A 23,326-nucleotide genomic window follows, 5' to 3' on the forward strand; every position below is an offset into this window, starting at 1 on the left:
GGCGCCGCCGAACCGGGGCCTGTCCGACCCTGACCGTCGGACAGGCCCCGGAACCGCCGGGGACTCAGTCCTCGGGCAGCTCGACGGGGGCGATCTCGTCGTAGACGTCGCCGGGGCCCGGGTTGGCCGCGTCGGTGCTGCCGCCGAAGTGGTGCATCACGCCCCACACGGCATTGAGCGCGGTCTGGATGGCGCCCTCGGCCCAGCCGGCCGTCCAGGAGATGTCGTCGCCCGCCAGGAAGATGCCCCGCTTGTCCTCGGGGAGCCGGTCCTGCATGAAGTGGGTGAACAGGCGGCGCTGGTAGCGGTAGTGGCCGGGCAGGTTGGCCTTGAACGCGCCCATGAAGTAGGGCTCGTTCTCCCAGGACACGGTGACCGGGTTGCCGATGATGTGCTTCCGGATGTCGACCTTCGGATAGATCTCCGACAGCGACTTGAGCATCACCTCCATCCGCTCGTTGGCGTCCAGCGGCAGCCACTTCAGGCTGTCGTCGCACCAGGTGTACGAGAGGCAGATGACGGCGGGCTTGTCCGGCCCGTTGTCCAGCAGGTACGTACCGCGGGTCATCCGGTCGGTGAGCGTCATGCTCATCACGTCGCGCCCGGTGTCCTCGTCCCTGTCCAGCCAGAACGGCCGGTCGACGGGGACGAAGAGCTTGGACGACTCCATGTAGTGGGTGCGCTCCATCGCCGTCCAGTGGTCGATGGGGAACAGCGAGTCGTCGCAGGCGATCTTGCTCAGCAGCATCCAGGACTGCGCGGTGAAGACCGCGGCCGCGTAGGTGCGGATGTCGCCGTCGGCGTCGGTCACCGTGATGCGGTTGCCGGCGGTGCGGTGCAGGCGGGTCACCGCGGGGCGGGGCGCGCCGTCGTGCAGCGACGACAGCGAGGTGCCGGGCGCCCAGTGCACGGTCTTCTCCGGCTCGCGCTCCCACAGGCGCAGCGGCAGCTGCTGGGAGCCGCCGACGATGCCGCGGTGGTGGTCGTCGGCCTCGGTGTAGACGACCCGCAGGATCTCCAGGATGGAGTTGGGGAAGTCGGTGTCCCAGCCGCCGGTGCCGAAGCCGACCTGGCCGAAGATCTCGCGGTGCCGGAAGGACTTGAAGGCCTCGGAGTCGCAGAGGAAGCCGTAGAAGGTCTGGTTGTCGAGCTTCTCGACGAGCTGCGCCCAGATCTCGCGGATGCGCGGCACGTCGCGCTCGCGCATGGCCTGGTTCATGTCGGTGAAGTCGGCGCCCGCCTCCAGGCAGGCGTTCCACGCCTCGGCGACCTGGCGGTAGACCGCGGGCAGGTCGTCCAGGGTCTGTGCGTAGTGCGTCTCGCCCTTGAGGTCGACGACCGTGGACGGGGTGGACTCGGCGAGCGGGTTCGGGAACGGCGCGGTCCGCAGGCCCACCAGGTCGATGTAGTGCTGAAGCGCCGTCGAGGACGGCGGGAACCGCATCGCGCCCAGCTCGCAGTTGAGCTCGGCCGCGTCGCCCGCGGCGGAGACGCCCTCGAAGCCGACGGTGCGCAGCCGGCCGCCGATCTGGTCCGCCTCGTAGACGACGGGCTTGAGGCCCATCTTCATCAGCTCGTACGCGGTGACGATGCCGGAGAGGCCGCCGCCGATGACCGCGACCTCGGTGCCGTGTTCGGTCGCCGGTATCTGGCCGAGACCCGCCGGGTGGGCCAGGAAGTCGTCGTAGGCGTACGGGAAGTCCGGGCCGAACATGGTGATCGGCGGCTGCACGTCGGTGTGCGGGACGGCGGGGGGCACCGTGGACGTCATGGGGTACGGACTCCTTGCAGGCAGGGCACAGCGGGCGGGGCAGGGCGGCGCAGACCGGGGGCGGGCTGCGGCCGGACCGGGGTTCCGGTGGGGGGTGGGGTCAGTCGGGGCGGGTCAGGTCAGCGGGCCGTACAGCTCCGGCCGCCGGTCGTGCAGATACGGGTTGTCCGCCCGGGATTCCTTGAGGAAGACGGCGTCGACCTCGGCCTGCACCAGCTGCTCGTGGCGGCCGGCGCGGGTGCGGACGACACCGTCCGGACCGGCCAGGCAGCTCAGGCCGACGAACTCGAACTCGCCCTCCGCGCCGACCCGGTTGATGTACGCGACGTACATCTGGTTCTCGAAGGCCCGGACCGGGATGACGGATTCGGGGACGAACTGGAAGGGGTGCATCTGCGCGGTGGGCACCAGCAGCAGATCGGTGCCGGCCAGCGCGTGCGCCCGGACGTTCTCCGGGAACTCCACGTCGTAGCAGATGATCACGCCGATCCGGACGCCGGACAGCTCGGCCTGGACGACGGCCTGCTCGCCCGGGGTGAACCACTCGCGCTCGAAGCAGCCGAAGAGGTGGGTCTTGCGGTAGTTCGCCAGCCGCTCGCCCTCGGGGCCGATGAGCTGCGCGGAGTTGTACACGGTGTCGGCGTCGGCGCGTTCGGGGTAGCCGTAGAGCACCGCGATGCCGTATTCGGCTGCGATCGCGCCGATGGCGCGGGCGCTGTCGCCGTCGGCGGGCTCGGCGAGCCGGTGGACGTCGCCGCCGATGGCGTAGCCGGTCAGGAACAGCTCGGGGCAGGCGATCAGCCCGGCGCCGCCCGCGGCGGCCGCACGGGCCGCGTCCTTGAGCACCTGCAGATTGTGCGCGACATCGCCGGGCCGTCCCGAACTCTGGAGCAGGGCGGTGTGCAGGGACGGCATGGGACCCCTCGGCGGGACGGTGCGGGCGGGACGCATTGACGGTACGGGCCGCCGACGATCCGGGACAAGGCGCCACCGTTGCGCGTCGGCGGAGCATTCGTTGCGCGTTCAAGGGGCTCGGCGGTGATTCGTTGCGCCATGGCGTCCGTGCAGGTGGGGCGGGGGTGTCGGCCGTGGCCGCCGTCACGTCCGGTCGAGGGTTGCCGCGGCGGCGTCCCGGACGAGTCCGCGCAGCCAGCGGTGGCCGGCGTCCGCCTCCTGCCGCGGGTGCCAGGCCATGGCCATGTGCATCGGCGGCAGGTCGAACGGGATCTCCAGTACGCGCAGCCCCAGCGCACGGATCACCGCCGCGCCGGCCCGCTCGGGGCACAGGCCGATCGCGTCGCTGTCGCGCACCATCATCAGCGAGGCCGCGAGGGTCGGGACGGTCGCGATCACCTTGCGGCGCAGGCCGAGCTCGGCGAGCGCCTCGTCGATGGGGCCGGTCAGCCGGCCGCGGCGGGAGAAGGTGATGTGCGGGGCGTCGGCGAAGCGGCGCGGGGTGAGTTTCCGGCCGGCGAGCGGATGGCCCTCGCGTACCACCGCGACGCCCCGGTCGGTGAAGAGCTCCTCCCTGCGGATCTCCGGCTCGGTGCTGTCGATGACGCCGAGCTCCAGGTCGGCGACGCCGTCGCGCAGCAGCGGGGCATCGATATGGCTCTCGCCGAGAAAGCGCAGGACCACCTGGGGCGCCTCCCGGGCGGCGCGGGCGACGAGGGCCGGGCCGAAGGAGGTGACGAAGAGGTCGTTGGCGTTGATCGTGAACACCCGCGACAGCCGGGCCGGATCGGCGGGGACGGGCGGCGCCAGCACCCCGTGCGCCGCCTCCAGCAGCTGCCGGACCTGGGCCCGCATCTCCAGGGCGCGCGGGGTGGGCACCATATGGCGGCCGGCCCGCACCAGGACGGGGTCCCCGATCGTGCGGCGGATCCGGCCGAGGGCGCGGCTCATCGCGGGCCCGGAGAGCCCGAGCCGGTCGGCGGCCGCGGTCACGCTCTCCTCTTCGAGCAGGGCATCCAGTGCCGTCAGCAGGTTGAGGTCGATGTTTGCGTTTCGCGCAACCATGGAGTGCACACCTTGCATTTGAGATCAACTGACGGGGACTCTAGCGTCCCCGTCCATGACCTCGACGACGTCGACGGCCTCGGCGGCCTCATCTGTCCCTCTTCCTGTCGGCTCCGCCGGCCACACCGGTCGGCGCGCGGTGACGGCCGCGCTGTGCGCCTGCGTACTGGTCGCGCAGTCCCTGGTGGCCGCGATGAATCTCGCGATACCCAAGATCGCCGCGAGCGGTCTGCACCCCTCCCCCGCCCAGCTGTTGTGGATCGTCGACACCTACGTACTGGTCTTCGCCGGGCTGTTGATCCCGGCCGGTGCGCTCGGCGACCGGTTCGGCCGCAAGGGCGTCCTGCTGACCGGGCTCGGCGTGTTCGCCGCGGGTGCGCTGCTGAGCGCGCTGGCGCCGGTGCTGCCGCTCCTGCTGGCGGGCCGGGCGATATCGGGTGCGGGCGCCGCGCTGACCGTTCCGGCCACCCTGTCCGTGCTGCTGTACGCCACCCCCGCCGACCGGAAGGCCGGGGCCGTCGCCGCCTGGAGCACCGCCCTCGGCATCGGCGGGATGGCGGGCAACGCGGGCGGCTCGCTGATCCTCCAGTACCTGCCCTGGCAGGGCCTGTTCTGGGTGTACGTCCCGCTGGGGCTGGTCCTGCTGTGGTGGGCCGCGAAGGCCGCGCCCCGGGTGCCGCGGGGTACCGCGACGCTGGATCTGCCGGGTTCGGGGCTGCTGGTCCTGGGGGCGGGCGCGCTGCTCTTCGGCGTCATCGAGGGCCCGGGGCTGGGCTGGTTCTCGGCCCCGGTGGCCGGTGCGTTCGCCCTTGCCCTGGCGGCGTTCGGCCTCTTCGTCCGGCACGGGCTGCGGGCCGCGCACCCGGTGCTGGATCCCCGGCTGTTCCGGCTGCCGCGGCTGCGCGCCGGAGCCGCGGGGCTGGCCGTGACGTTCTTCGGGATGTTCGCGCTGTTCTACGTCAACGCCCAGTTCCTGCAGTACGTCAAGGGCTACTCGCCGCTCCAGGCCGGGTGGGCGATCGTTCCGCCGGCGTTCGGGATGATGGCCGTGACCCGCTACGGCATGCGCTGGGCTCACCGCATCGGCGAGGCCCGGACGAGCGGCGCCGGGCTGGCCCTGATCGCTCTCGGCCTGCTTCTGCTCTCCACCGCCACCGGCCGCACCCCCTACCCCGTCTACCTGGTCTTTCTCCTGGTGATGTCGGTGGGCGGGGGCCTGGCGATGCCGACGCTCTCGCACGCCGTCGTGGCGTCCGTGCCGCCCGGTCAGGCCGGTATGGGTTCCGGACTCCAGGGCGCGGCACGGGAGTTGGGGGCGGCGCTGGGCATCGCCGTGGTCGGCACCGTCCTGTCCGTCCGCTTCACCGCGGCCACCGGCAGCGGCACCGCCGCGGCCGCCGCCTTCACCGACGCCACGGCGCTCGGCTACCGGATGGCGGCGGTCGTGGTGCTGGTGGTGGGGGCGGCGGTGGCGTACGGGCTGCGCGCGGGGCAGGGCGTGGGCGGGCGCTAGCTCGGCGCCCCCGACCCGAACCGCCGCAGCAGCGGCGAGAGCACCAGCACGGACTTGGTCCGTTCCACGAACGGCTCGCCCGCGATCCGTTCCAGTACCCGCTCGAAGTGCCGCATATCGGCGGCGAAGACCTGGACGATGGCGTCCGCCTCACCGGTGACGGTGGAGGCGGACGCCACTTCCGGGTAGCGCGACAGGCCGCGGTGGATCGCCTCGGGCGAGGTGTTGCGGCTGCAGTAGAGCTCGATGAACCCCTCGGTCTCCCAGCCGAGCGCGGCCGGGTCGACCCGCACGGTGAATCCCGTGATGGCACCCTCGGCCCGCAGCCGGTCCACCCGCCGCTTGACGGCCGGGGCGGAGAGCCCGACCTCCTGGCCGATGTCGGCATAGCTGCGGCGGGCGTCCTCGGCGAGGGCGTGGACGATGCGTTCGTCGAGATCGTTCAGTCGCACTGCGGGTGGATCACTTCTCTGCGGTGGCCAATCGGGAGCGGCGCATGCCGTATCCGAAGTAGATCACAAGGCCGACGACCATCCAGACCCCGAAGACCATCCAGGTCACGGCGTCGAGGCTGCCCATCATGTAGAGGCACAGCAGGAAGCCGATCGCGGGGAAGAGCGGGGAGAGCGGCGTACGGAAGCTGCGCGGCATGTCGGGGCGCTTGTAGCGCAGCACGATGACGGCCACGTTGACCAGCGCGAACGCGAAGAGCGTACCGATGCTGGTGGCGTCGGCCAGCTGGCCCAGCGGGATCGCCGCGGCGAGCACTGCGCAGAACACCGAGACGATCACGGTGTTGGCGCGGGGGGCGCCGCTCTTGGGGTGCACCTTGGAGAACACCTTGGGCACCAGGCCGTCCCGGGACATCGCGAAGAGGATGCGGGTCTGACCGTAAAGGACGGTCAGGACGACGCTGGCGATGGCGATGACGGCGCCGAAGGCGAGCAGCACGGCCCAGAAGTCCTGTCCGGAGACGTCCTTCATGATCCCGGCGAGGGCGGCCTCCGAGCCCTGGAACTTCTTCCACGGCATCGCACCGACCGCGATGGCGGCGACCAGGCAGTACAGCGCGGTGACGATGATCAGCGAGAGCATGATCGCGCGGGGCAGGTCGCGCTGCGGGTTCTTGGCCTCCTCGCCGGCCGTGGAGGCGGCGTCGAAGCCGATGTAGGAGAAGAAGAGGGTGGCGCCCGCGGCGCTGACGCCCGTCATGCCCAGCGGCATGAAGTCGGCGTAGTTCCCGGAGTGCACGCCCTGGATCGCGACACCGCAGAACAGCAGCAGCGCGACGATCTTGACGGCCACCATGATGGTGTTGGCGCGGGCGCTCTCCTTGGCCCCGCCCAGCAGGAAGACCATGGCCAGCATGACGACCAGCAGCGCCGGGAGGTTGAAGATGCCGCCGTCGCCGGGCGGCTGGGACAGCGCGTCGGGGATGGTGAATCCGAAGGTGCCGTCCAGCAGCTCGTTCAGATACTGCCCCCAGCCGACGGCGACGGCCGCGACCGAGACGCCGTACTCCAGGATCAGACACCAGCCGCAGATCCAGGCGACCAGCTCACCGAGGGTGGCGTAGGCGTAGGAGTACGACGATCCCGAGACCGGAATGGTGCCGGCCAGCTCCGCGTAGGACAGCGCGGAGAACAGGGCGGTGATACCGGCGATCACGAACGAGATGATGACCGCGGGTCCGGCGTCCGGGACGGCCTGGCCCAGGACGACGAAGATGCCGGTGCCCAGGGTGGCACCGATGCTGATCATGGTCAGCTGCCACATGCCCATCGAGCGGCGGAGCGTGCCGCCCTCTCCCTGGCCGCCCTCGGCCACCAGCCGTTCGACCGGCTTGCGCCGCATCAGGCGGGTGACGGGACCGCCTGGGCTAGGTGGCCGGGTGTCGCTGGCCCCTGCGGGCGGGGCTGCGCCGTGCTCCAACACTGGGGTGGCTCCTTTATCGCTGCCGGTCGGATGGCGGAATCCGTGCGGGATTCCGTTTGACGGTTCCGATGACGGGTTCCGGAGGGCGCGCACTGCGGTGGGCGGCCCTCACGGGGACGGATGGCGGCGACCGACGGCGGTCCGCACGCGGGCATGCCGAAGCAACCCGCACAAAGGGGAGACCGCCGAGCAGGCGGCCTCCGCCACTCCACGTACCGCGGTGAACCTTACGGTGCCGCGTTGACCTGCCGTAATGCGGGTTCCTTGCGCAATGGCGAAGGATCGTTGCGCACCGGCGGGGCGGACGGTGGTTCATTGCGCGAAGGCGTGCAAAATCGCCGGGAAGCCCGGGAGGCGGACCGCCCGGAAACGCGAATGGCCCCGCACCCGCCGACGTCGTCGACCGGTGCGGGGCCACTCCCCCGGGTCTTAGCTCCAGCTGTCGTGCAGCGGCTTGCCCTCGGCGTAACCGGCGGCGCTCTGCACGCCGACCACGGCCTTCTCGGCGAACTCCTCCAGGGAGCCGGCGCCCGCGTAGGTGCAGGAGCTGCGGACGCCCGCGATGATCGAGTCGATCAGGTCCTCGACGCCGGGGCGGGCCGGGTCGATGAACATCCGCGAGGTGGAGATGCCCTCCTCGAACAGACCCTTGCGGGCCCGGTCGTAGGCCGACTCCTCGCTCGTACGGCGCTGCACCGCACGCGCGGACGCCATGCCGAAGCTCTCCTTGTACGGGCGTCCCTCGGCGGTGTGCTGGAGGTCGCCCGGCGACTCCAGGGTGCCCGCGAACCACGAGCCGATCATGACGTTGGACGCGCCCGCGGCCAGCGCCATCGCGACATCGCGCGGGTGGCGCACGCCGCCGTCGGCCCAGACGTGCTTGCCGTACTTCTTGGCCTCGGCGGCGCATTCGAGCACCGCGGAGAACTGCGGCCGGCCGACGCCGGTCATCATGCGGGTCGTGCACATGGCGCCCGGTCCGACACCGACCTTGATGATGTCCGCGCCCGCCTCGATCAGATCGCGGACGCCCTCGGCGGCGACGATGTTGCCCGCCACGATCGGGACCTGCGGGTCGAGCGCCCGGACGGCCTTGACCGCGCTGATCATGCCCTCCTGGTGGCCGTGCGCGGTGTCCACGACGAGGGTGTCCACGCCGGCGTCCAGCAGCGCCTTGGCCTTGCCCGCCACATCGCCGTTGATGCCGACGGCGGCGGCGATCCGCAGCTTGCCCTGGGCGTCGGTGGCGGGGGTGTACAGGGTGGCGCGCAGGGCGCCCTTGCGGGTCAGGATGCCGACCAGCATGCCGTCGGCGTCGACCGCCGGGGCGAGCTTGCGGTTGGCGGCGTCGAGGCGGTTGAAGGCCTCCCGCGGGTCGATGTCGGCGTCCAGGACGAGCAGGTCCTTGGACATGACCTCGGACACCTGGGTGAAGCGGTCCACGCCGGCCAGGTCGTGCTCGGTGACGACGCCGACCGGGCGGCCGCTCTCGACGACGATGCCCGCACCGTGCGCCCGCTTGGGCAGCAGCGCCAGGGCGTCCGCGACGGTCGAGACCGGGGACAGCACGATCGGGGTGTCGAGGACGAGGTGCCGGCGCTTGACCCAGGTCACGACCTCGGTGACGACGTCGAGCGGGATGTCCTGCGGAATGACCACGAGGCCGCCGCGGCGCGCCACGGTCTCGGCCATCCGGCGGCCGGCGATCGCCGTCATGTTGGCGACGACAAGAGGAATAGTGGTGCCGGTCCCGTCGGGCGCGGACAGATCCACGCCCTGCCGGGAACCCACCGCGGAGCGGCTGGGCACCATGAACACATCGTCGTACGTCAGGTCGTACGGCGGCTTGGCATCGTTCAGGAAACGCATACTGGCTCTCTCACCTGCGGTTTTACGTCTGGGCCGGTGGGGAGTCAGCACCGAACCGTATCCCCGGTCAGGCTGCGGCTCCTAGGACATCATCCCTCATCCCCGCGTCAAGATGCGAACCGGTGTTCCCTTGGTGCGATGGCACACATGCCCCTGGAGATTCCTACGAACCCCGCCGCACCCGGCCGCGCGCCATGATCACGGCCAGTCCGGTGTCCGTTCCGCGCCAGAATCCGACCGCGTCCGCGAGCACCCCCTCGACGACGCTCCAGTCCTCCGGTGCGGCCGCCGCGTACCCCTGCCAGCCCGTGAGCGCCAGCAGCCGGCCGCCGTCGGCCCGGCACCAGGACAGATCGGTGAGGCAGTCGGCGAGCGCGTCCCAGTTGCGGCCGAACCACTGGGGCAGGTGCAGCGACCGGGCGCACCGCTCCATGAATTCCGCCTTGTCCACGGCCCCCTCGAGATCGAGGGTCGCGGTGCTCCACCCGGCGTCCCGGGCGGCCGCCAGCGCTTCCGCCACGGGGCGGTCACCCGGCCAGGGCAGCACCCCCGGGGGCGTACTGCCGTCGAGCACGGCCGCCAGCGGCCGGGGCACAGAACCCGTCATCGCAACACCGCCTGGAAAGTCCGGTAGTGATCTTGGGTGTAGTAGGTCTCGTGGCCCTCGCCGGTGACCAGACGGCGGGCGCCGCGGTCCGGGGAGCCGGGGGTGGGGACCGTGTACTCGTGGTAGTAGCCACGCGGACGGTCGGGCAGCCGCCGCTCGCGGTTGCCGAAGACGGTCCCGTCCTGGGGGTAGGGGAAAGGCCCGCCGGCGTCGATGAGCCGGAGGGTGGTGCGCGCCTGCGCGGGCAGCCTGCCCGCGGGGAGCAGCGGCATGCCCTTGGCCCAGCCGGGTACGCGGGGCGAGCCGGGGACGCCGGACACCGTGGTGGGTGAACCCGCCTGCCGGCCCGCGCCCGTGGAGCATCCGGTGAGCACCAGCAGCAGCCCGGCCAGCAGCGCGCCGATGAGGGCTGCGGCCCGGCGCGGTGCGGAGCGGATCACCATGGCGCCGATGCTGTCACAGCCGCGCCCGCGCTGCCCGCCGGTGACCGGCGGCGCAGGCGGGCGAGGGCTCCGTGGAACTCCGTGGAACTGGGTAGGACTCGGTACGACTCAGAAGACTCGGTGAGACCCCGTCAGTCCCCGTCGGGGTCCGCCCGGTCGAGGGCGGGGCGCGGCCCGGGGCCGGTCTCCAGCAGCAGGTGGTCGGCGGCGGCGGTGTCCGTCACCAGGCTCGTGACGAGCCCGGAACGGAGCACCGAGCCGATCGCCGCGGCCTTGCGCCGGCCGCCCGCGATGGCGACGACCTCGGGGATACGGCGCAGCCGGTCGGCCTCCACCGTGATGCAGCGCTCGCCGAGGTCCCGGCCGATCCGCCGCCCCTCGGTGTCGAAGAGGTGCGCGGACATCTCGGCGGCGGCGCCCAGCGAGGCGTAGTGCTCGCGCTCCTCCTCCGAGAGCATGTCGTAGACCGTGGAGACGCCCGGCTCCCAGGAGCCGATGGAGACACAGGCGACGGTGACCTTGTCGAAGTACTCGAAGGCGCGGGCGATGCCGGTCTGGCCGCGCAGCGCGGCGGCGGTCGCCGAGTCGGGCAGCAGCATCGGCGCGTAGATCGGGTGGGCCTCGCCGCCGGAGACATCGGCCGCGCGGCGTACCGCCTCGACCGAGCCGCGGTCGGCGGTGCCCGCGTCGTAGACGCCGGTCAGCTGGACGACGGTGCACGGCGGGAGCCGGTGCAGCGCGGCCGCCATGTGGATGGTCGACCGGCCCCAGGCCAGGCCGAGCACATCGCCCTCGGCGACCAGTTCGCCCAGCAGGTCGGCCGCGACCTCGCCGAGGTTCTCCGGGTCGGCGGCGTCCTCGGAAGCGTCGGCGGGCGACTCGACGACGACGGCGTGCCGCAGGCCGTAACGGGCCCGCAGCGCATCGGAGCGTTCGGCGTCGAGCTCGGAGGGCACGCGGATCTCGATCCGTACGAGATCCCTCTCCAGCGCCGTCTCCAGCACCCGGGCGACCTTGAACCGGCTGACGCCGAACTCGTCCGCGATCTGGATCTTGGACTTGCCCTCAAGATAGAAGCGGCGGGCCATCGCCGCCGCCTGCACCAGCTCGGCGGGGCCCATTCCGGACTGTGGGCGGCTGGCTACCACGAAATTCTCCCCTTTTGCGCATCTGATCGAGTCTTTGCTCATCCTTTCAGAAACCGGAGGTGTACGGGGACCATGACCGCTGCGACGGCCGTGAACGCTCGGTTGCGACTCGGACAACCCGTGGCACGGTCCGCCTCACAGGAGGCGGCCCGCCCCGTGCACCCCTTCCGTCTCAGTGTGCGCAGCCCCAGCCCGCGGCCGTCGCCGCCGCGGCCTTCTCCCGCAGATCCCGCACCGCCTTCGCCGGATCGTCCGCGCCGTAGACGGCCGAACCCGCCACGAACACATCGGCGCCCGCCTCCGCGCACCGCTCGATGGTCGCGTCGGAGACCCCGCCGTCCACCTGGAGCCACAGCTCGAGCCCGTGCTTGGAGATCAGCTCACGGGTGCGGCGGATCTTCGGCAGCATGATGTCCAGGAACGCCTGGCCGCCGAAGCCCGGCTCCACGGTCATGATCAGCAGCATGTCGAGCTCGGGCAGCAGGTCCTCGTACGGCTCGATCGGGGTGGCGGGCTTGAGCGCCATCGAGGCCCGCGCGCCCTTGGCCCGGATCTCCCGCGCCAGCCGTACGGGCGCCGCCGCGGCCTCCACGTGGAAGGTCACCGAACCGGCACCCGCTTCAACGTAGCTCGGCGCCCAGCGGTCCGGGTCCTCGATCATCAGATGCAGGTCGAGGGGGGTGTCCGTCGCCTTGCGCAGCGACTCGACGACCGGCACGCCCAGCGTGAGGTTCGGGACGAAGTGGTTGTCCATGACGTCGACGTGGAGCCAGTCGGCGCCCTCGACGGCCTTCGCCTCCTCGGCGAGGCGGGCGAAGTCTGCGGACAGGATGCTGGGGTTGATCAAGGCCATGCCACCAGTATGGCGCCCCGCCCGCGGGCCGACGGAGCCGGGAGCCCACCGCCCCCGATCGGGCGCCCTGGTGCGGACACACGACCGCCCCGGCCGAGTAACCGGCCGGGGCGGAAGGTGCGGTGGTGACCCGTGCGTCAGGCGAGGGTCGCCAGCGCCTGGTTGAGGGTCGCCGACGGACGCATCACGGCCGCGGCCTTGGTGACGTCGGGCTGGTAGTAGCCACCGATGGCGGCGGGCGAGCCCTGCACCGCGATCAGCTCGTCGACGATCGTCTGCTCCTGCTCGGTCAGCGTCTTGGCCAGGGCCGCGAACGCCTCCGCGAGCTGCGCGTCGTCGGTCTGCTTGGCCAGCTCCTGCGCCCAGTACAGCGCGAGGTAGAAGTGGCTGCCGCGGTTGTCGATGCCACCGAGGCGGCGGCTGGGCGACTTGTCGTTCTCCAGGAACGTCGCCGTCGCGCGGTCGAGGGTGTCGGCGAGCACCTGGGCGCGCGCGTTGCCCGTGGTCTGCGCCAGGTGCTCGAAGCTGACCCCCAGCGCGAGGAACTCGCCCAGGCTGTCCCAGCGCAGGTAGTTCTCCTTGACCAGCTGCTGGACGTGCTTGGGCGCGGAACCGCCGGCACCGGTCTCGAAGAGCCCGCCGCCGTTCATCAGCGGCACGACGGAGAGCATCTTGGCGCTGGTGCCCAGCTCGAGGATCGGGAACAGGTCCGTCAGGTAGTCACGCAGCACATTGCCGGTGACCGAGATCGTGTTCTCGCCGCGGCGGATGCGCTCCAGGGAGAAGCGGATCGCGTCGACCGGCGCCATGATCTCGATCTCCAGGCCCTCCGTGTCGTGCTCCGGGAGGTACTGCTCGACCTTGGCGATCAGGCTGGCGTCGTGCGCCCGGCCCTCGTCGAGCCAGAACACCGCCGGGTCACCGGTCGCGCGGGCGCGGGTGACGGCGAGCTTGACCCAGTCCTGGATCGGCGCGTCCTTGGTCTGGCACATCCGGAACACGTCGCCGGCCGAGACGGCCTGCTCCAGCACGGCGTTGCCGGCCTCGTCGACGACCCGCACGGTGCCCGTGGCGGCGATCTCGAAGGTCTTGTCGTGGCTGCCGTACTCCTCGGCCTTCTGCGCCATGAGACCGACGTTCGGCACCGAGCCCATGGTGGCCGGGTCGTAGGCGCCGTTGGCCTTGCAGTCGTCGATGACGACCTGGTAGATGCCCGCGTAGCTGCTGTCGGGGATGACCGCGAGGGTGTCGGCCTCCGCGCCGTCCGGGCCCCACATGTGGCCGGACGTACGGATCATGGCCGGCATCGAGGCGTCGACGATGACATCGCTCGGCACGTGCAGGTTGGTGATGCCGCGGTCGGAGTCGACCATCGCCAGCTCGGGGCCCTTGGCCAGCTCGGCCTCGAAGGACGCCTTGATCGCCGCGCCCTCGGGCAGCGACTCCAGGCCCTTGAGGATGCCGCCCAGACCGTCGTTCGGGGTGAGCCCGGCCGCGGCGAGCGCCGCACCGTGCTGGGCGAAGGTGTCCGGGAAGAAGGCCCGTACGACGTGACCGAAGATGATCGGGTCGGAAACCTTCATCATCGTGGCCTTGAGGTGCACGGAGAACAGCACGCCCTCGGCCTTGGCGCGGGCGACCTGCGCCGTGAGGAACTCCCGCAGCGCCGCCACGCGCATGACCGACGCGTCGACGACCTCGCCCGCCTGGACCGGCACCGACTCGCGCAGCACGGTGGTGCTGCCGTCGTCGCCGTGCAGCTCGATACGGAGCGCCCCGGCCTCACCGATGACCGCGGACTTCTCGGTGGAACGGAAGTCGTCGACGCCCATGGTCACGACGTTCGTCTTGGAGTCCGCCGACCAGGCACCCATGCGGTGCGGGTGCGCCTTGGCGTAGTTCTTCACCGCGGCGGCCGCGCGGCGGTCGGAGTTGCCCTCGCGCAGCACCGGGTTGACGGCGCTGCCCTTGACCTTGTCGTAACGGGCGCGGATGTCCCGCTCCGCGTCGGTCTTCGGGTCGTCCGGGTAGTCCGGCAGCGCGTAGCCCTGCTCCTGCAGCTCGGCAACGGCGGCCTTCAGCTGCGGGATGGACGCCGAGATGTTCGGCAGCTTGATGATGTTCGCCCCGGGCGTCTTGGCCAGCTCGCCCAGCTCGGCCAGCGCGTCGTCGATGCGCTGGCTCTCCTCGAGGAACTCGGGGAAGTGGGCGATGATGCGTCCGGCCAGGGAGATGTCGCGGGTCTCCACAGTGACGCCGGCGGTCGATGCGTATGCCTGGATCACAGGCAGGAACGAATACGTCGCCAGGGCCGGAGCCTCGTCAGTGTGCGTATAGATGATGGTCGAGTCAGTCACCGGGTGCTCCGCTCCAGGTCTCTCCACGTCTCCAACATTGCTCGACATCAAGATATCTCGTGATCGCCCCCCTCTCGACAGGGCCCGGGAGGAGCGGGGGGAGAGACGTGTCACCCCGGGGCGGCTGCGGCCCCGAACGCCGAGTGGCGGCACCGGTCGGTGCCGCCACTCACCTCACGCAGCCGGCCGGCGCCCCGGCAGGCCGCAATCCGGTCAGTCGGGCAGCCGGTCCAGGACCCACTGGCCGATCTCGGGCGTCATGACGGCGTGCGGGTCGTTGTCGGTGGAGAGCACGAAGTCATCGAGTTCGGACTCCTCCGGGGGCAGCTCGTCGATGCGGGCGTACAGGTCGTCCTGCCGGTCCAGGTCACGGATGGCCACCGCGCTGACGGACGGCACGAAGCACACGGCCCGGTGGGCCGGGTCGACGGACTCACCGGCGCCGGCGAGCGCGTCGGCGACGATGCCGAACGATTCGAGCGTCCCGCCCGGCGCCCCGTCCAGTTCGGGGAACCCGCTCGTGGTGATCGTGTGCGGTCCGCCGAGGATGCCGTTCAGCACGGCCACCTCCGCCGGGCCGCCCGGTGGCTGGGCGAGGAAGTACGTGCCGTCGAAGAGCGGCCCGGAGCAGCTCAGCGTCTTCTCGCCGGCCCCGAGGCCGTTGCCCACACCGTCTCCGCGTCCGCTGGACACCCCGAGCAGGCGCGGGATGCGGGGCCATCCGCCGACCTGACGGAGCTGCTCCTTGAACGCCGTCCGCAGCGGGCTCTCCTGCGGCGTGCCGTCGATGCCGTCCAGGTACCGCCAGAGCGTCTGCTGCGCGGCCGGGCTGCTGATCTGCCGGAGGTAGGTGTCGTCGATCCCGGCGATGTGGTGCGCGAACGCCTGCAGCCCGATCGGCACCCACGCCCCGCGGTGCGGGCTGTCGAACGACACATGGAAGCCGGCGCGGTGGTCCATGCGCTGCAGTTCCATCTTCGCCAGCGCGTACCGGGTGATCAGGCCGCCCATGCTGAACCCGCCGACGCACAGCCGGGTGTCGCCCAGCTGCTCGGCGATGGTCCGCAGGATCGCGGCCGTCGCCGTCTCGGCGTTCCGCAGGATCGACTCGCTGCGCTCGTCGAACCCGACCAGGATCAGCGTGCGCCCGCGGCGCCGAAGCTCGCTGATGAACGGGAACCGGCCGTTCTCCAGCTCGTTCCAGAGCCGGTCGAAGTCGGTCGGCCCGAGGTTGAACCCGTCGGCGAGGATCACCGGCCGGACCACTCCCTCTCGGCCTTCCCCGTAGTACACCCGGGCGCCGCCGCCCGGCAGCGGCCACTCCTCGTCGGCCCGGGGCGCCTGGGGCGCCGCCGGCCCTCCCACCGGGGTGACGAGCCCGATCGACCCGGCGGCCTTCCTGGCCTTCTCCGTCTTGCTGTCGGCCACGAGCGTCCCTTTCCACGCTGCTGACAACGATTCAAAGGACATGCTCGGCTGGGGAATCCGTCACCACACATGCATAACGCGCGGTTCACCACATTGGATTGATTCCTCGAGGGACAGCGAACTCCTGGCCACCTGGGCAGCCGAGGAAACGGACGGCACGATGCTCGCGAAGGTGCTCGACGCCGTCACCGGCTACGAGCACCCCGGCTGCCGAGTGACCACCGGCCGCGGGCTCTCCTCAGCCCACCCGCCGCAGCAGCGCCAGATACATCGCATCCGTCCCGTGCAGATGCGGCCACAGCTGGACGTCCGGCCCGTCCCCCAGCGCCGGGATCCCCGGCATCAGCGGCCGGGCGTCGATGAACTCCACGTCCACCGCGGGGCCGCCGCGCCCCTTGATGACGTCGTCCACGACGGCGCGCGTCTCGGCGAGATGGGGCGAGCAGGTCGCGTAGCCGACGACGCCGCCGACGCGTACCGCCGCGACGGCCTGGCGGAGCAGGTCGCGCTGGAGCGGGGCGAAGCCGTCCAGGTCCTCGGGGCGGCGGCGCCAGCGGGCCTCGGGGCGGCGGCGCAGGGCTCCCAGGCCGGTGCAGGGGACGTCCACCAGCACGCGGTCGAAGGACCCGGGGCGCCATGCCGGGCGGGTGCCGTCGGCGGCGATGACGGCGTAGGGGCCGGGGTTGCCGTCGAGGGCCCGCGCCACCAGCCGGGCGCGGTGCGGCTGCTTCTCGGAGGCGAGGAGGGCGGCGCCGCGCTGAGCGGCCAGTGCGCCCAGCAGGGCGGCCTTGCCGCCGGGGCCCGCGCAGCCGTCCAGCCAGGCCCGGTCGGGGCCCTCCAGCGGCGCGTTGGCCAGCGCTATCGCGACCAGCTGGCTGCCCTCGTCCTGCACGCCGGCTCGGCCCTCGCGTACGGCGTCCAGCGCGCCCGGCTCGCCGCCCTCCGCGAGCCGCACGGCGTACGGGGACCAGCGGCCCGGCAGCGCACTGTCCTCGCCGACGGCGGCGACCAGTTCCTCGGCGGTGGCCCGGCCCGGCCGCGCCACCAGCGTCACCTCGGGCCGCTCGTTGTCCGCCTCCAGCAGGTCCTCGATGCCGGCCCGGCCGCCGCCGAGGGCGTCCCACAGGGCGGAGACGATCCAGCGCGGGTGGGCGTGCACCACACCGAGGTGATCCTCGGGGTCCTCGTCGTAGTCCGGCGCGACCCGCTCCAGCCAGCCGTCCAGGTCATGGGCGGCGACCTTGCGCAGCACCGCGTTGACGAACTTGGCCCGCCCGTCACCCAGCACCACCCGGGCCAGCTCCACGCTCGCGCTGACCGCGGCGTGCGTCGGGATCCGGGTGCCGAGCAGCTGGTGCGTGCCGAGCGTCAGCACGTCCAGCACCGGCGGGTCGACCTCCCGCAGCGGCCGGTCCACGCACTGCGCGACGATCGCGTCGTAGGTGCCCTGCCGGCGCAGCGTCCCGTAGACCAGCTCGGTCGCCAGCGCCGCGTCCCGGCTGTCGAAGTTCCCGCCCTCCCGCGCCTTGCGCAGCAGCGGCGGCAGCACGAGATTCGCGTACGCGTCCCGCTCGTCGACGGCCCGCAAGGCCTCGAACGCGAGGATCCGTACCGGGTCCTTCTGCGGACGGCGATAGGGCTTACGGGTGCCATGACGGCGAGGCGGCTGCTGACTCACAGAAAAGGTGCTCCGGATACGAGAGAGGGGACCGGCACCAGCCTACGCGGGCTGCGCCGGCCCCCGCCGCGGGGACGTCGCGGGCTAGCCCGCGAGCCGCTCCCCGGTCTCGATCCGTACACCGCGGGCCCAGTCGGCGGCCTTCATCGGCTTCTTGCCCTGGGGCTGGACCCAGAGGAGTTCGACGGCGTGGCTGCCGGTGCCGACGTACACCGCCTTCTTGGTGACGGCGAGTTCGCCGGGCGCCAGCTCCAGGTCCGCACGGTCCGCCACCAGAGCGGCCGACATCAGCTTGAGGCGTTCGTCGCGGAAGACCGTCCAGGCACCGGGCGCGGGCGCGCAGGCCCGCACGAGGCGGTCGACGCGCAGCGCCGGCGCCGCCCAGTCCACCTTGGCGTCCTCCACCTCGATCTTCGGCGCGAGCGTGATGCCCTCGGCGGGCTGCGGGACGGCTTGCAGGGTGCCGTCCTCGATGCCGTCCATGGTCGCGGTGAGGAGCCCCGCGCCCGCGAACGCCAGCCGGGTGAGCAGATCACCGCTCGTGTCGGTCGGCCGGATCTCCTCGGTCAGCACGCCGAAGACCGGGCCGGAGTCCAGGCCCTGCTCGATCTGGAAGGTGGCGGCGCCGGTGACCTCGTCACCCGCAAGGACCGCATGCTGAACGGGCGCCGCACCGCGCCAGGCGGGCAGCAGCGAGAAGTGCAGATTGACCCATCCCTTGGCGGGGACGTCGAGCGCGACCTTCGGCAGCAGCGCGCCATAGGCGACGACCGGGCAGCAGTCCGGCGCGATCTCCCGCAGCCGGGCCAGGAAGTCCTCGTCGCGCGGCTTGGCGGGCTTGAGGACCTCGATACCGGCCTCCTCCGCGCGCTCCGCGACGGGGCTCGCAACCATCCTGCGGCCGCGGCCGGACGGCGCGTCGGGCCGGGTCACAACGGCCACGACCTCATGCCGGTCCGAGGCGATCAGGGCATCGAGGGCGGGCACGGCAACCTCGGGGGTGCCGGCGAAGACGAGCCTCATGGGTGGCGCACTACCTCTCTCGCGCTGCGGAACGGCGCACCAGTCTAGGGGGCTCGGCGCACGTGGTGGGGGCGGACTCCGGTGCGGGGCCGCGGTGTACGACGCCGGGGGGCGTGCGAGTACTTCCGCGCCTCCTGTGGAAGCTCGTACGCCCCCATACCGTGACCAGAGCCGCTGCTGTCGCGTTGGTCAAACAGCATTGACCTTCGACGGGCCGCTTTGGCGGCCCGCTCGCTTTCATCCATCCTCTTTCACGCCGGTTCGAGAGGCTCGCTCATGGCCGACCACGCAACCCACGACGCTCAGGCACGCGCCAGCCTGCATCTCCTGGTGCGGGACATCGAGCGGGTCCGCCGGCAGGTGGACGCGCTGCGCACCCTGACCGCTCAGCTCGGCAACGTCTACCGGCCGCGCCGCACGGGCCCTTCCGCGGGCTTCGTCGTCTACGGGCGGGCGCCGGCCCCCACGGTGCGCCTCGCCCAGGAGCTGCGCGACAGCGTCGAGACGCTCGTCACCGCGGCGGTCGACTTCGACCGTTCGCTGGGCTTCTCCTGGGATGCGGTGGGCTCGGCGCTCGGCGTCACCAAGCAGGCGGTGCACCGCCGGTACGGCGCCCGCCGGGCCGCCGCCCAGCCCCCGGCCGACGGCGCCGAACGCGCGCCGGAGGCGTCCTCCTCCCGCCCGGTCGGCGTGGCCGCGGGCCTGCCCGGCTCGCCGTCCGTCCCCGCCGCCCGCTCGCTGCCCGCGCAGCCCACCGCCGCCAGCAGGGACGAGGCCCGGCCGGGCGCCTTCCCCGGCCCCCGCAACGGCTGACGCCACCCCCGGCGCACCGCTTCTGCCGGTTGCGCACGCCGACGCACGCCAGCGCCCCGGGACCGCCCGCCGACCACGGTCCCGGGGCGGCGCCATGGACGGGGCCGCCGTGCACCCGGGACCGGTCGGCTCACCCGAGATCGGGCGGATCGATCCGTACCCGCACCGGCTCCCCTTCCCGCTTGACCAGCCGCGCCGCACGCGCCGCCTTGAGCGCCGCCGCGAGCGCCGCCCCCTGCCCCGGCCGGACCCGTACGAGCGCCCGCTCCCACGCCTCCCCCGGCGGGGGATCGCCCGGCCGACGGGGCCGCCCGGGATCCTGCACCGGCATCGGTACGGGCCCCAGCACCTCGGCTCCGGGCGGGAGTTCCGCGGCACCGAGCAACTCCGCGACATCCTCCGGCCGCCCGGCCACCGAGGCCATCCGGGACACCGGCGGGAAACCCAGCTCGGCCCGCTCGGCCAGCTCCCGCACGGCGTGCCCGACCGGATCCCACCGCACCAGCGCCTGCACCGGCCGCAGCGTCGGCTCCGCGATCACCGCGACCGTGCCGCCGGCCGCCTGCCCGCGCACCAGCGCCGCCGCCCCCAGCCAGCGCCGCAGCGCCTCCTCCCCGGCCCGCAGATCCGGCCGCCCCAGCAGCGCCCAGCCGTCCAGGAGCAGGGCGGCGGCGTAACCGCCGCCTTCGGCGAGCGGCTCCGCGCCCGGTGTGGAGACCACGAGAGCGGGCCGGTCGGGCACGGTGTCGAGGATGTGGTCACGGCCGGAGGTACGCACCGGCACCTCCGGGAACGCCCGCCCGAGCTCCTCGGCCGTGCGCCGCGCGCCGACGATCTGGGCCCGCAGCCTGCTGCCCCCGCACTCCGCGCAGGACCAGTCCGGTGCCTGCTGTCCACACCAGGCGCAGCCCAGCGCGCTGTCGTTGCTGTGCGCCTCCAGCGGCCCGGCGCAGTGCCGGCACCGCGCGGGCTCGCGGCACCGGACACAGGCCAGCCTCGGTACGTAGCCCCGGCGCGGCACCTGTACCAGCACCGGCCCCCGCGCCAGCCCCGCGCGGGCCGTCTGCCAGGCGAGCGACGGCAGCCGCGCGGCGCGCGCGGCCTCATCGCGGGCCGCCTCGACGTCATCGACCGTACGGATCAACGGCGCGGCCGTGCGCACCTGTTCGCGCCCGGCCTCCAAGGCCCGCGCCCAGCCGTTCTCCACCAGCTGTGTGGCCTCGACCGTGCGCCCCAGGTCGCCGACCAGACACGCCGCCTTCTCCTGCACGGCCCGCAGCAGCAGGACATCGCGGGCGTGCGGATGCGGTGCGTTGGTATCGCTGTGGCTGGAATTCCCGTCGTCCCAGATGGCGACGAGCCCCAGATCCGCCACCGGCGCATACATGGCGGCCCGGGTGCCCACGACGGCCCGGACCGCGCCCCGGCGTATCGACAGCCAGCGGCGGTAGCGCTCCTCGGGCCCCGAATCCGCCACCAGCACGGTGTGCATCCCCCGCCCCACCAGCTCGGTCAGCGCCGCGTCCACCCGGGCGGCCGACCGCCCGTCCGGCATCACCACCAGGGCGCCCCGCCCGGACGCCAGGGTCGCCGCCACCGCGGCGGCCAGCTCCCACGGCCAGTCCGGCCCCGGCAGCGCCGTCCACACCGCGCGCGGCGAGCCGCCGCGCACCAGGGCGTCCAGGAACGCGGGCCCGTCCGGATACCGGCCCCAACTGGCCAGCGACGGCACCGCGGGCGGTGGTGGCGGCGCCGGGAACCGCTCCGCCTCGGCCCGTGCGTTGCGCGGCGGAACGGCCAGCTGCAGCACATCGGCGAGCGAGCCGGCATAGCGGTCGGCGACCGCCCGGCACAGCGCCAGCAGCGGCGGGCTGAGCACCGGCTCCGGCGAGACGACCTGGGTGAGGGCGGCCAGCGGCCCGCGGTAGTCGGACTCGGCGATCCGCTCGACGATGTACCCGTCGAGGAGTCCCCCGCCCTCGCGCCGGCCGTCGCGCACCTTGCCGGTGCCCGCCCCGAACCGCACCCGCACCCGCACCCCGGGCTGCGCCTCGTCGTCCATCGCCGCGGGCACCGCGTAGTCCCACAGCTTGTCCAGATGCACCGGGCCCTTGTCGACCAGCACCCGCGCCACCGGCAGCTCCCCGGCCAGCGCCGCCCCCCGCCACGTCCGCGGTTTGGCCCGCGGCGCCTTCGCCTTCCGCACGGTCTCCCGGATCAGCGCCAGCTGCTCGCCCCGCTCCCCCGGATCCCGCCCGTTCTCACTGCTCACAGGACCAGTCTTAGCAGACGCCACTGACAGCGGGCGGCCGCGAGCCGGTCCGCCCCGCGCCCCTGCGGCACACCGCCCGCCCCGCCGGATGCGCCATGATCATCCGGCGCTCCGCCCCGATGACACGCCCGTGTGACGGCGAACGGTCAAGACCGGCCGTGCCGCGTACGGGAAGACCCGCGGCCCCGGACCGTCGAACGGTCCGGGGCCACGGGCCATGGCAAAGGGACGGCTTAGAGCCCCGCCGCCTCGCGCAGCGCGTCCACCCGGTCCGTGCGCTCCCAGGTGAAGTCCTCCAGCTCACGGCCGAAGTGGCCGTAGGCGGCGGTCTGGGAGTAGATCGGGCGGAGCAGGTCGAGGTCGCGGATGATCGCGGCCGGGCGGAGGTCGAAGACCTCGCCGATGGCCTTCTCGATCTTCTCGGTGTCGACGGTCTCGGTGCCGAAGGTCTCGACGAAGAGACCGACGGGCTCGGCCTTGCCGATGGCGTAGGCGACCTGGACCTCGCAGCGCTGGGCCAGGCCCGCGGCGACGACGTTCTTGGCGACCCAGCGCATGGCGTAGGCGGCCGAGCGGTCGACCTTGGACGGGTCCTTGCCGGAGAAGGCGCCGCCACCGTGGCGGGCCATGCCGCCGTAGGTGTCGATGATGATCTTGCGGCCGGTGAGACCGGCGTCGCCCATCGGGCCGCCGATCTCGAAGCGGCCGGTCGGGTTGACCAGCAGGCGGTAGCCGTCGGTGTCCAGCTTGATGCCGTCCTCGACGAGCTGGGCCAGGACGTGCTCGACGACGAACTCGCGGATGTCGGGCGCGAGCAGCGAGTCGAGGTCGATGTCCGAGGCGTGCTGCGAGGAGACGACGACGGTGTCGAGGCGGACGGCCTTCTGGCCGTCGTACTCGATGGTGACCTGGGTCTTGCCGTCGGGGCGCAGGTAGGGGATGGTGCCGTTCTTGCGGACCTCGGACAGGCGCTTGGAGAGGCGGTGCGCGAGGTTGATCGGGAGCGGCATCAGCTCCGGGGTCTCGTCGCAGGCGTAGCCGAACATCAGGCCCTGGTCGCCGGCGCCCTGCCTGTCCAGCTCGTCGTCATCGCCCTCGACGCGGTTCTCGTACGCGGTGTCGACGCCCTGGGCGATGTCCGGGGACTGTGCGCCGATGGAGACCGAGACCCCACAGGAAGCGCCGTCGAAGCCCTTCTTGGAGGAGTCGTAGCCGATGTCGAGGATCTTGTTGCGGACGAGGTTGGGGATGTCGGCGTACGCCTTGGTCGTCACCTCGCCGGCCACGTGGACCAGGCCGGTGGTGATCAGCGTCTCGACGGCGACCCGGGAGGTCGGGTCCTCCTTGAGGAGCGCGTCGAGAATCGTGTCGCTGATCTGGTCAGCGATCTTGTCGGGGTGGCCCTCGGTGACGGATTCCGAGGTGAACAGGCGGCGGGACACATCGCTCCCTGGGGTTGCAGCGGCTGCTGGCTGATCATTGGCGGAAGGGCCGAGAGCTGCGCTCGGCCCGATCCACGGCCAGTTTATCGGTCGTATGTGACGTTCGGGCACGCAGTCTCGATTTATGGACCCCTCGTGACCTGGGACACCACGGT

At 72.4% G+C, this 23,326-nt stretch carries 18 protein-coding genes; 2 read left to right on the forward strand and 16 right to left on the reverse strand.

The window, feature by feature from the left end:
- Window positions 1-64: 64 nt before the first annotated feature.
- From AC5677_RS07200 to AC5677_RS07210, 3 genes are all read right to left on the reverse strand, one after another.
- Window positions 65-1,771, reverse strand: coding sequence for a flavin monoamine oxidase family protein (locus AC5677_RS07200; protein ID WP_497194176.1), 1,707 nt, complete (start codon window positions 1,769-1,771; stop codon window positions 65-67).
- 114 nt (window positions 1,772-1,885) lie between these two features.
- Window positions 1,886-2,686, reverse strand: a complete 801-nt coding sequence (locus tag AC5677_RS07205) for a carbon-nitrogen hydrolase family protein (RefSeq protein WP_497194177.1) — start codon at window positions 2,684-2,686, stop codon at window positions 1,886-1,888.
- A 183-nt stretch (window positions 2,687-2,869) separates the two neighbouring features.
- Window positions 2,870-3,790 carry a LysR family transcriptional regulator gene (locus AC5677_RS07210; RefSeq protein WP_497194178.1) on the reverse strand — a complete coding sequence of 307 codons (921 nt, stop codon included), beginning with the start codon at window positions 3,788-3,790 and terminating at the stop codon, window positions 2,870-2,872.
- 55 nt (window positions 3,791-3,845) lie between these two features.
- Between AC5677_RS07210 and AC5677_RS07215 the strand changes: the two genes are divergently transcribed.
- A complete protein-coding gene (locus AC5677_RS07215; protein ID WP_497194179.1) occupies window positions 3,846-5,303 on the forward strand; it encodes an MFS transporter in 1,458 nt (485 codons plus the stop codon).
- On the opposite strand, the gene AC5677_RS07220 is transcribed toward AC5677_RS07215, so the two are convergent.
- From AC5677_RS07220 to fmt, 11 genes are all read right to left on the reverse strand, one after another.
- Window positions 5,300-5,755, reverse strand: a complete 456-nt coding sequence (locus AC5677_RS07220; RefSeq protein ID WP_403504857.1) for an Lrp/AsnC family transcriptional regulator — start codon at window positions 5,753-5,755, stop codon at window positions 5,300-5,302. The genes AC5677_RS07215 and AC5677_RS07220 overlap by 4 nt on opposite strands.
- Before the next feature lie 10 nt (window positions 5,756-5,765).
- Entirely contained in the window at window positions 5,766-7,238 is a 1,473-nt protein-coding gene (locus tag AC5677_RS07225) for an amino acid permease (RefSeq protein WP_497194180.1), read from the reverse strand.
- A 429-nt stretch (window positions 7,239-7,667) separates the two neighbouring features.
- Window positions 7,668-9,107, reverse strand: a complete 1,440-nt coding sequence (locus AC5677_RS07230) for a GuaB1 family IMP dehydrogenase-related protein (RefSeq protein ID WP_497194181.1) — start codon at window positions 9,105-9,107, stop codon at window positions 7,668-7,670.
- 163 nt (window positions 9,108-9,270) lie between these two features.
- Entirely contained in the window at window positions 9,271-9,714 is a 444-nt protein-coding gene (locus tag AC5677_RS07235; RefSeq protein WP_497194182.1) for a barstar family protein, read from the reverse strand.
- Window positions 9,711-10,157, reverse strand: a complete 447-nt coding sequence (locus tag AC5677_RS07240) for a guanyl-specific ribonuclease (protein ID WP_497194183.1) — start codon at window positions 10,155-10,157, stop codon at window positions 9,711-9,713. The genes AC5677_RS07235 and AC5677_RS07240 overlap by 4 nt, the downstream gene beginning before the upstream one ends.
- 131 nt (window positions 10,158-10,288) lie before the next feature.
- Complete coding sequence (locus AC5677_RS07245; RefSeq protein ID WP_497196535.1) at window positions 10,289-11,278, reverse strand: sugar-binding transcriptional regulator; 990 nt, start codon at window positions 11,276-11,278, stop codon at window positions 10,289-10,291.
- A 199-nt stretch (window positions 11,279-11,477) separates the two neighbouring features.
- Window positions 11,478-12,158: a ribulose-phosphate 3-epimerase gene (gene rpe, locus AC5677_RS07250; RefSeq protein ID WP_497194184.1), complete on the reverse strand. Its 681-nt coding sequence runs from the start codon at window positions 12,156-12,158 to the stop codon at window positions 11,478-11,480.
- Window positions 12,159-12,295: 137 nt separating this feature from the next.
- Window positions 12,296-14,515, reverse strand: coding sequence for an NADP-dependent isocitrate dehydrogenase (locus AC5677_RS07255; RefSeq protein WP_497194185.1), 2,220 nt, complete (start codon window positions 14,513-14,515; stop codon window positions 12,296-12,298).
- 213 nt (window positions 14,516-14,728) lie between these two features.
- Window positions 14,729-15,943 (reverse strand): esterase/lipase family protein, encoded by a 1,215-nt coding sequence (locus AC5677_RS07260; protein WP_497194186.1) that lies wholly within the window; start codon window positions 15,941-15,943, stop codon window positions 14,729-14,731.
- A 238-nt stretch (window positions 15,944-16,181) separates the two neighbouring features.
- Complete coding sequence (locus AC5677_RS07265; protein WP_497194187.1) at window positions 16,182-17,621, reverse strand: RsmB/NOP family class I SAM-dependent RNA methyltransferase; 1,440 nt, start codon at window positions 17,619-17,621, stop codon at window positions 16,182-16,184.
- A gap of 84 nt (window positions 17,622-17,705) precedes the next feature.
- Window positions 17,706-18,644, reverse strand: a complete 939-nt coding sequence (gene fmt, locus AC5677_RS07270; protein WP_497194188.1) for a methionyl-tRNA formyltransferase — start codon at window positions 18,642-18,644, stop codon at window positions 17,706-17,708.
- A 276-nt stretch (window positions 18,645-18,920) separates the two neighbouring features.
- Between fmt and AC5677_RS07275 the strand changes: the two genes are divergently transcribed.
- The gene (locus tag AC5677_RS07275; protein WP_497194189.1) at window positions 18,921-19,457 is read left to right on the forward strand and encodes a hypothetical protein; all 537 of its coding nucleotides are present in this window, start codon (window positions 18,921-18,923) and stop codon (window positions 19,455-19,457) included.
- A gap of 130 nt (window positions 19,458-19,587) precedes the next feature.
- Here the strand turns inward: AC5677_RS07275 and AC5677_RS07280 are convergent, their stop codons facing one another.
- Complete coding sequence (locus AC5677_RS07280; RefSeq protein ID WP_497194190.1) at window positions 19,588-21,729, reverse strand: primosomal protein N'; 2,142 nt, start codon at window positions 21,727-21,729, stop codon at window positions 19,588-19,590.
- Between the two features lie 233 nt (window positions 21,730-21,962).
- Window positions 21,963-23,171 (reverse strand): methionine adenosyltransferase, encoded by a 1,209-nt coding sequence (gene metK / locus AC5677_RS07285; RefSeq protein ID WP_497194191.1) that lies wholly within the window; start codon window positions 23,169-23,171, stop codon window positions 21,963-21,965.
- Window positions 23,172-23,326: the final 155 nt, after the last annotated feature.

This window comes from Streptomyces sp. JLSY215 (genome assembly GCF_059682825.1).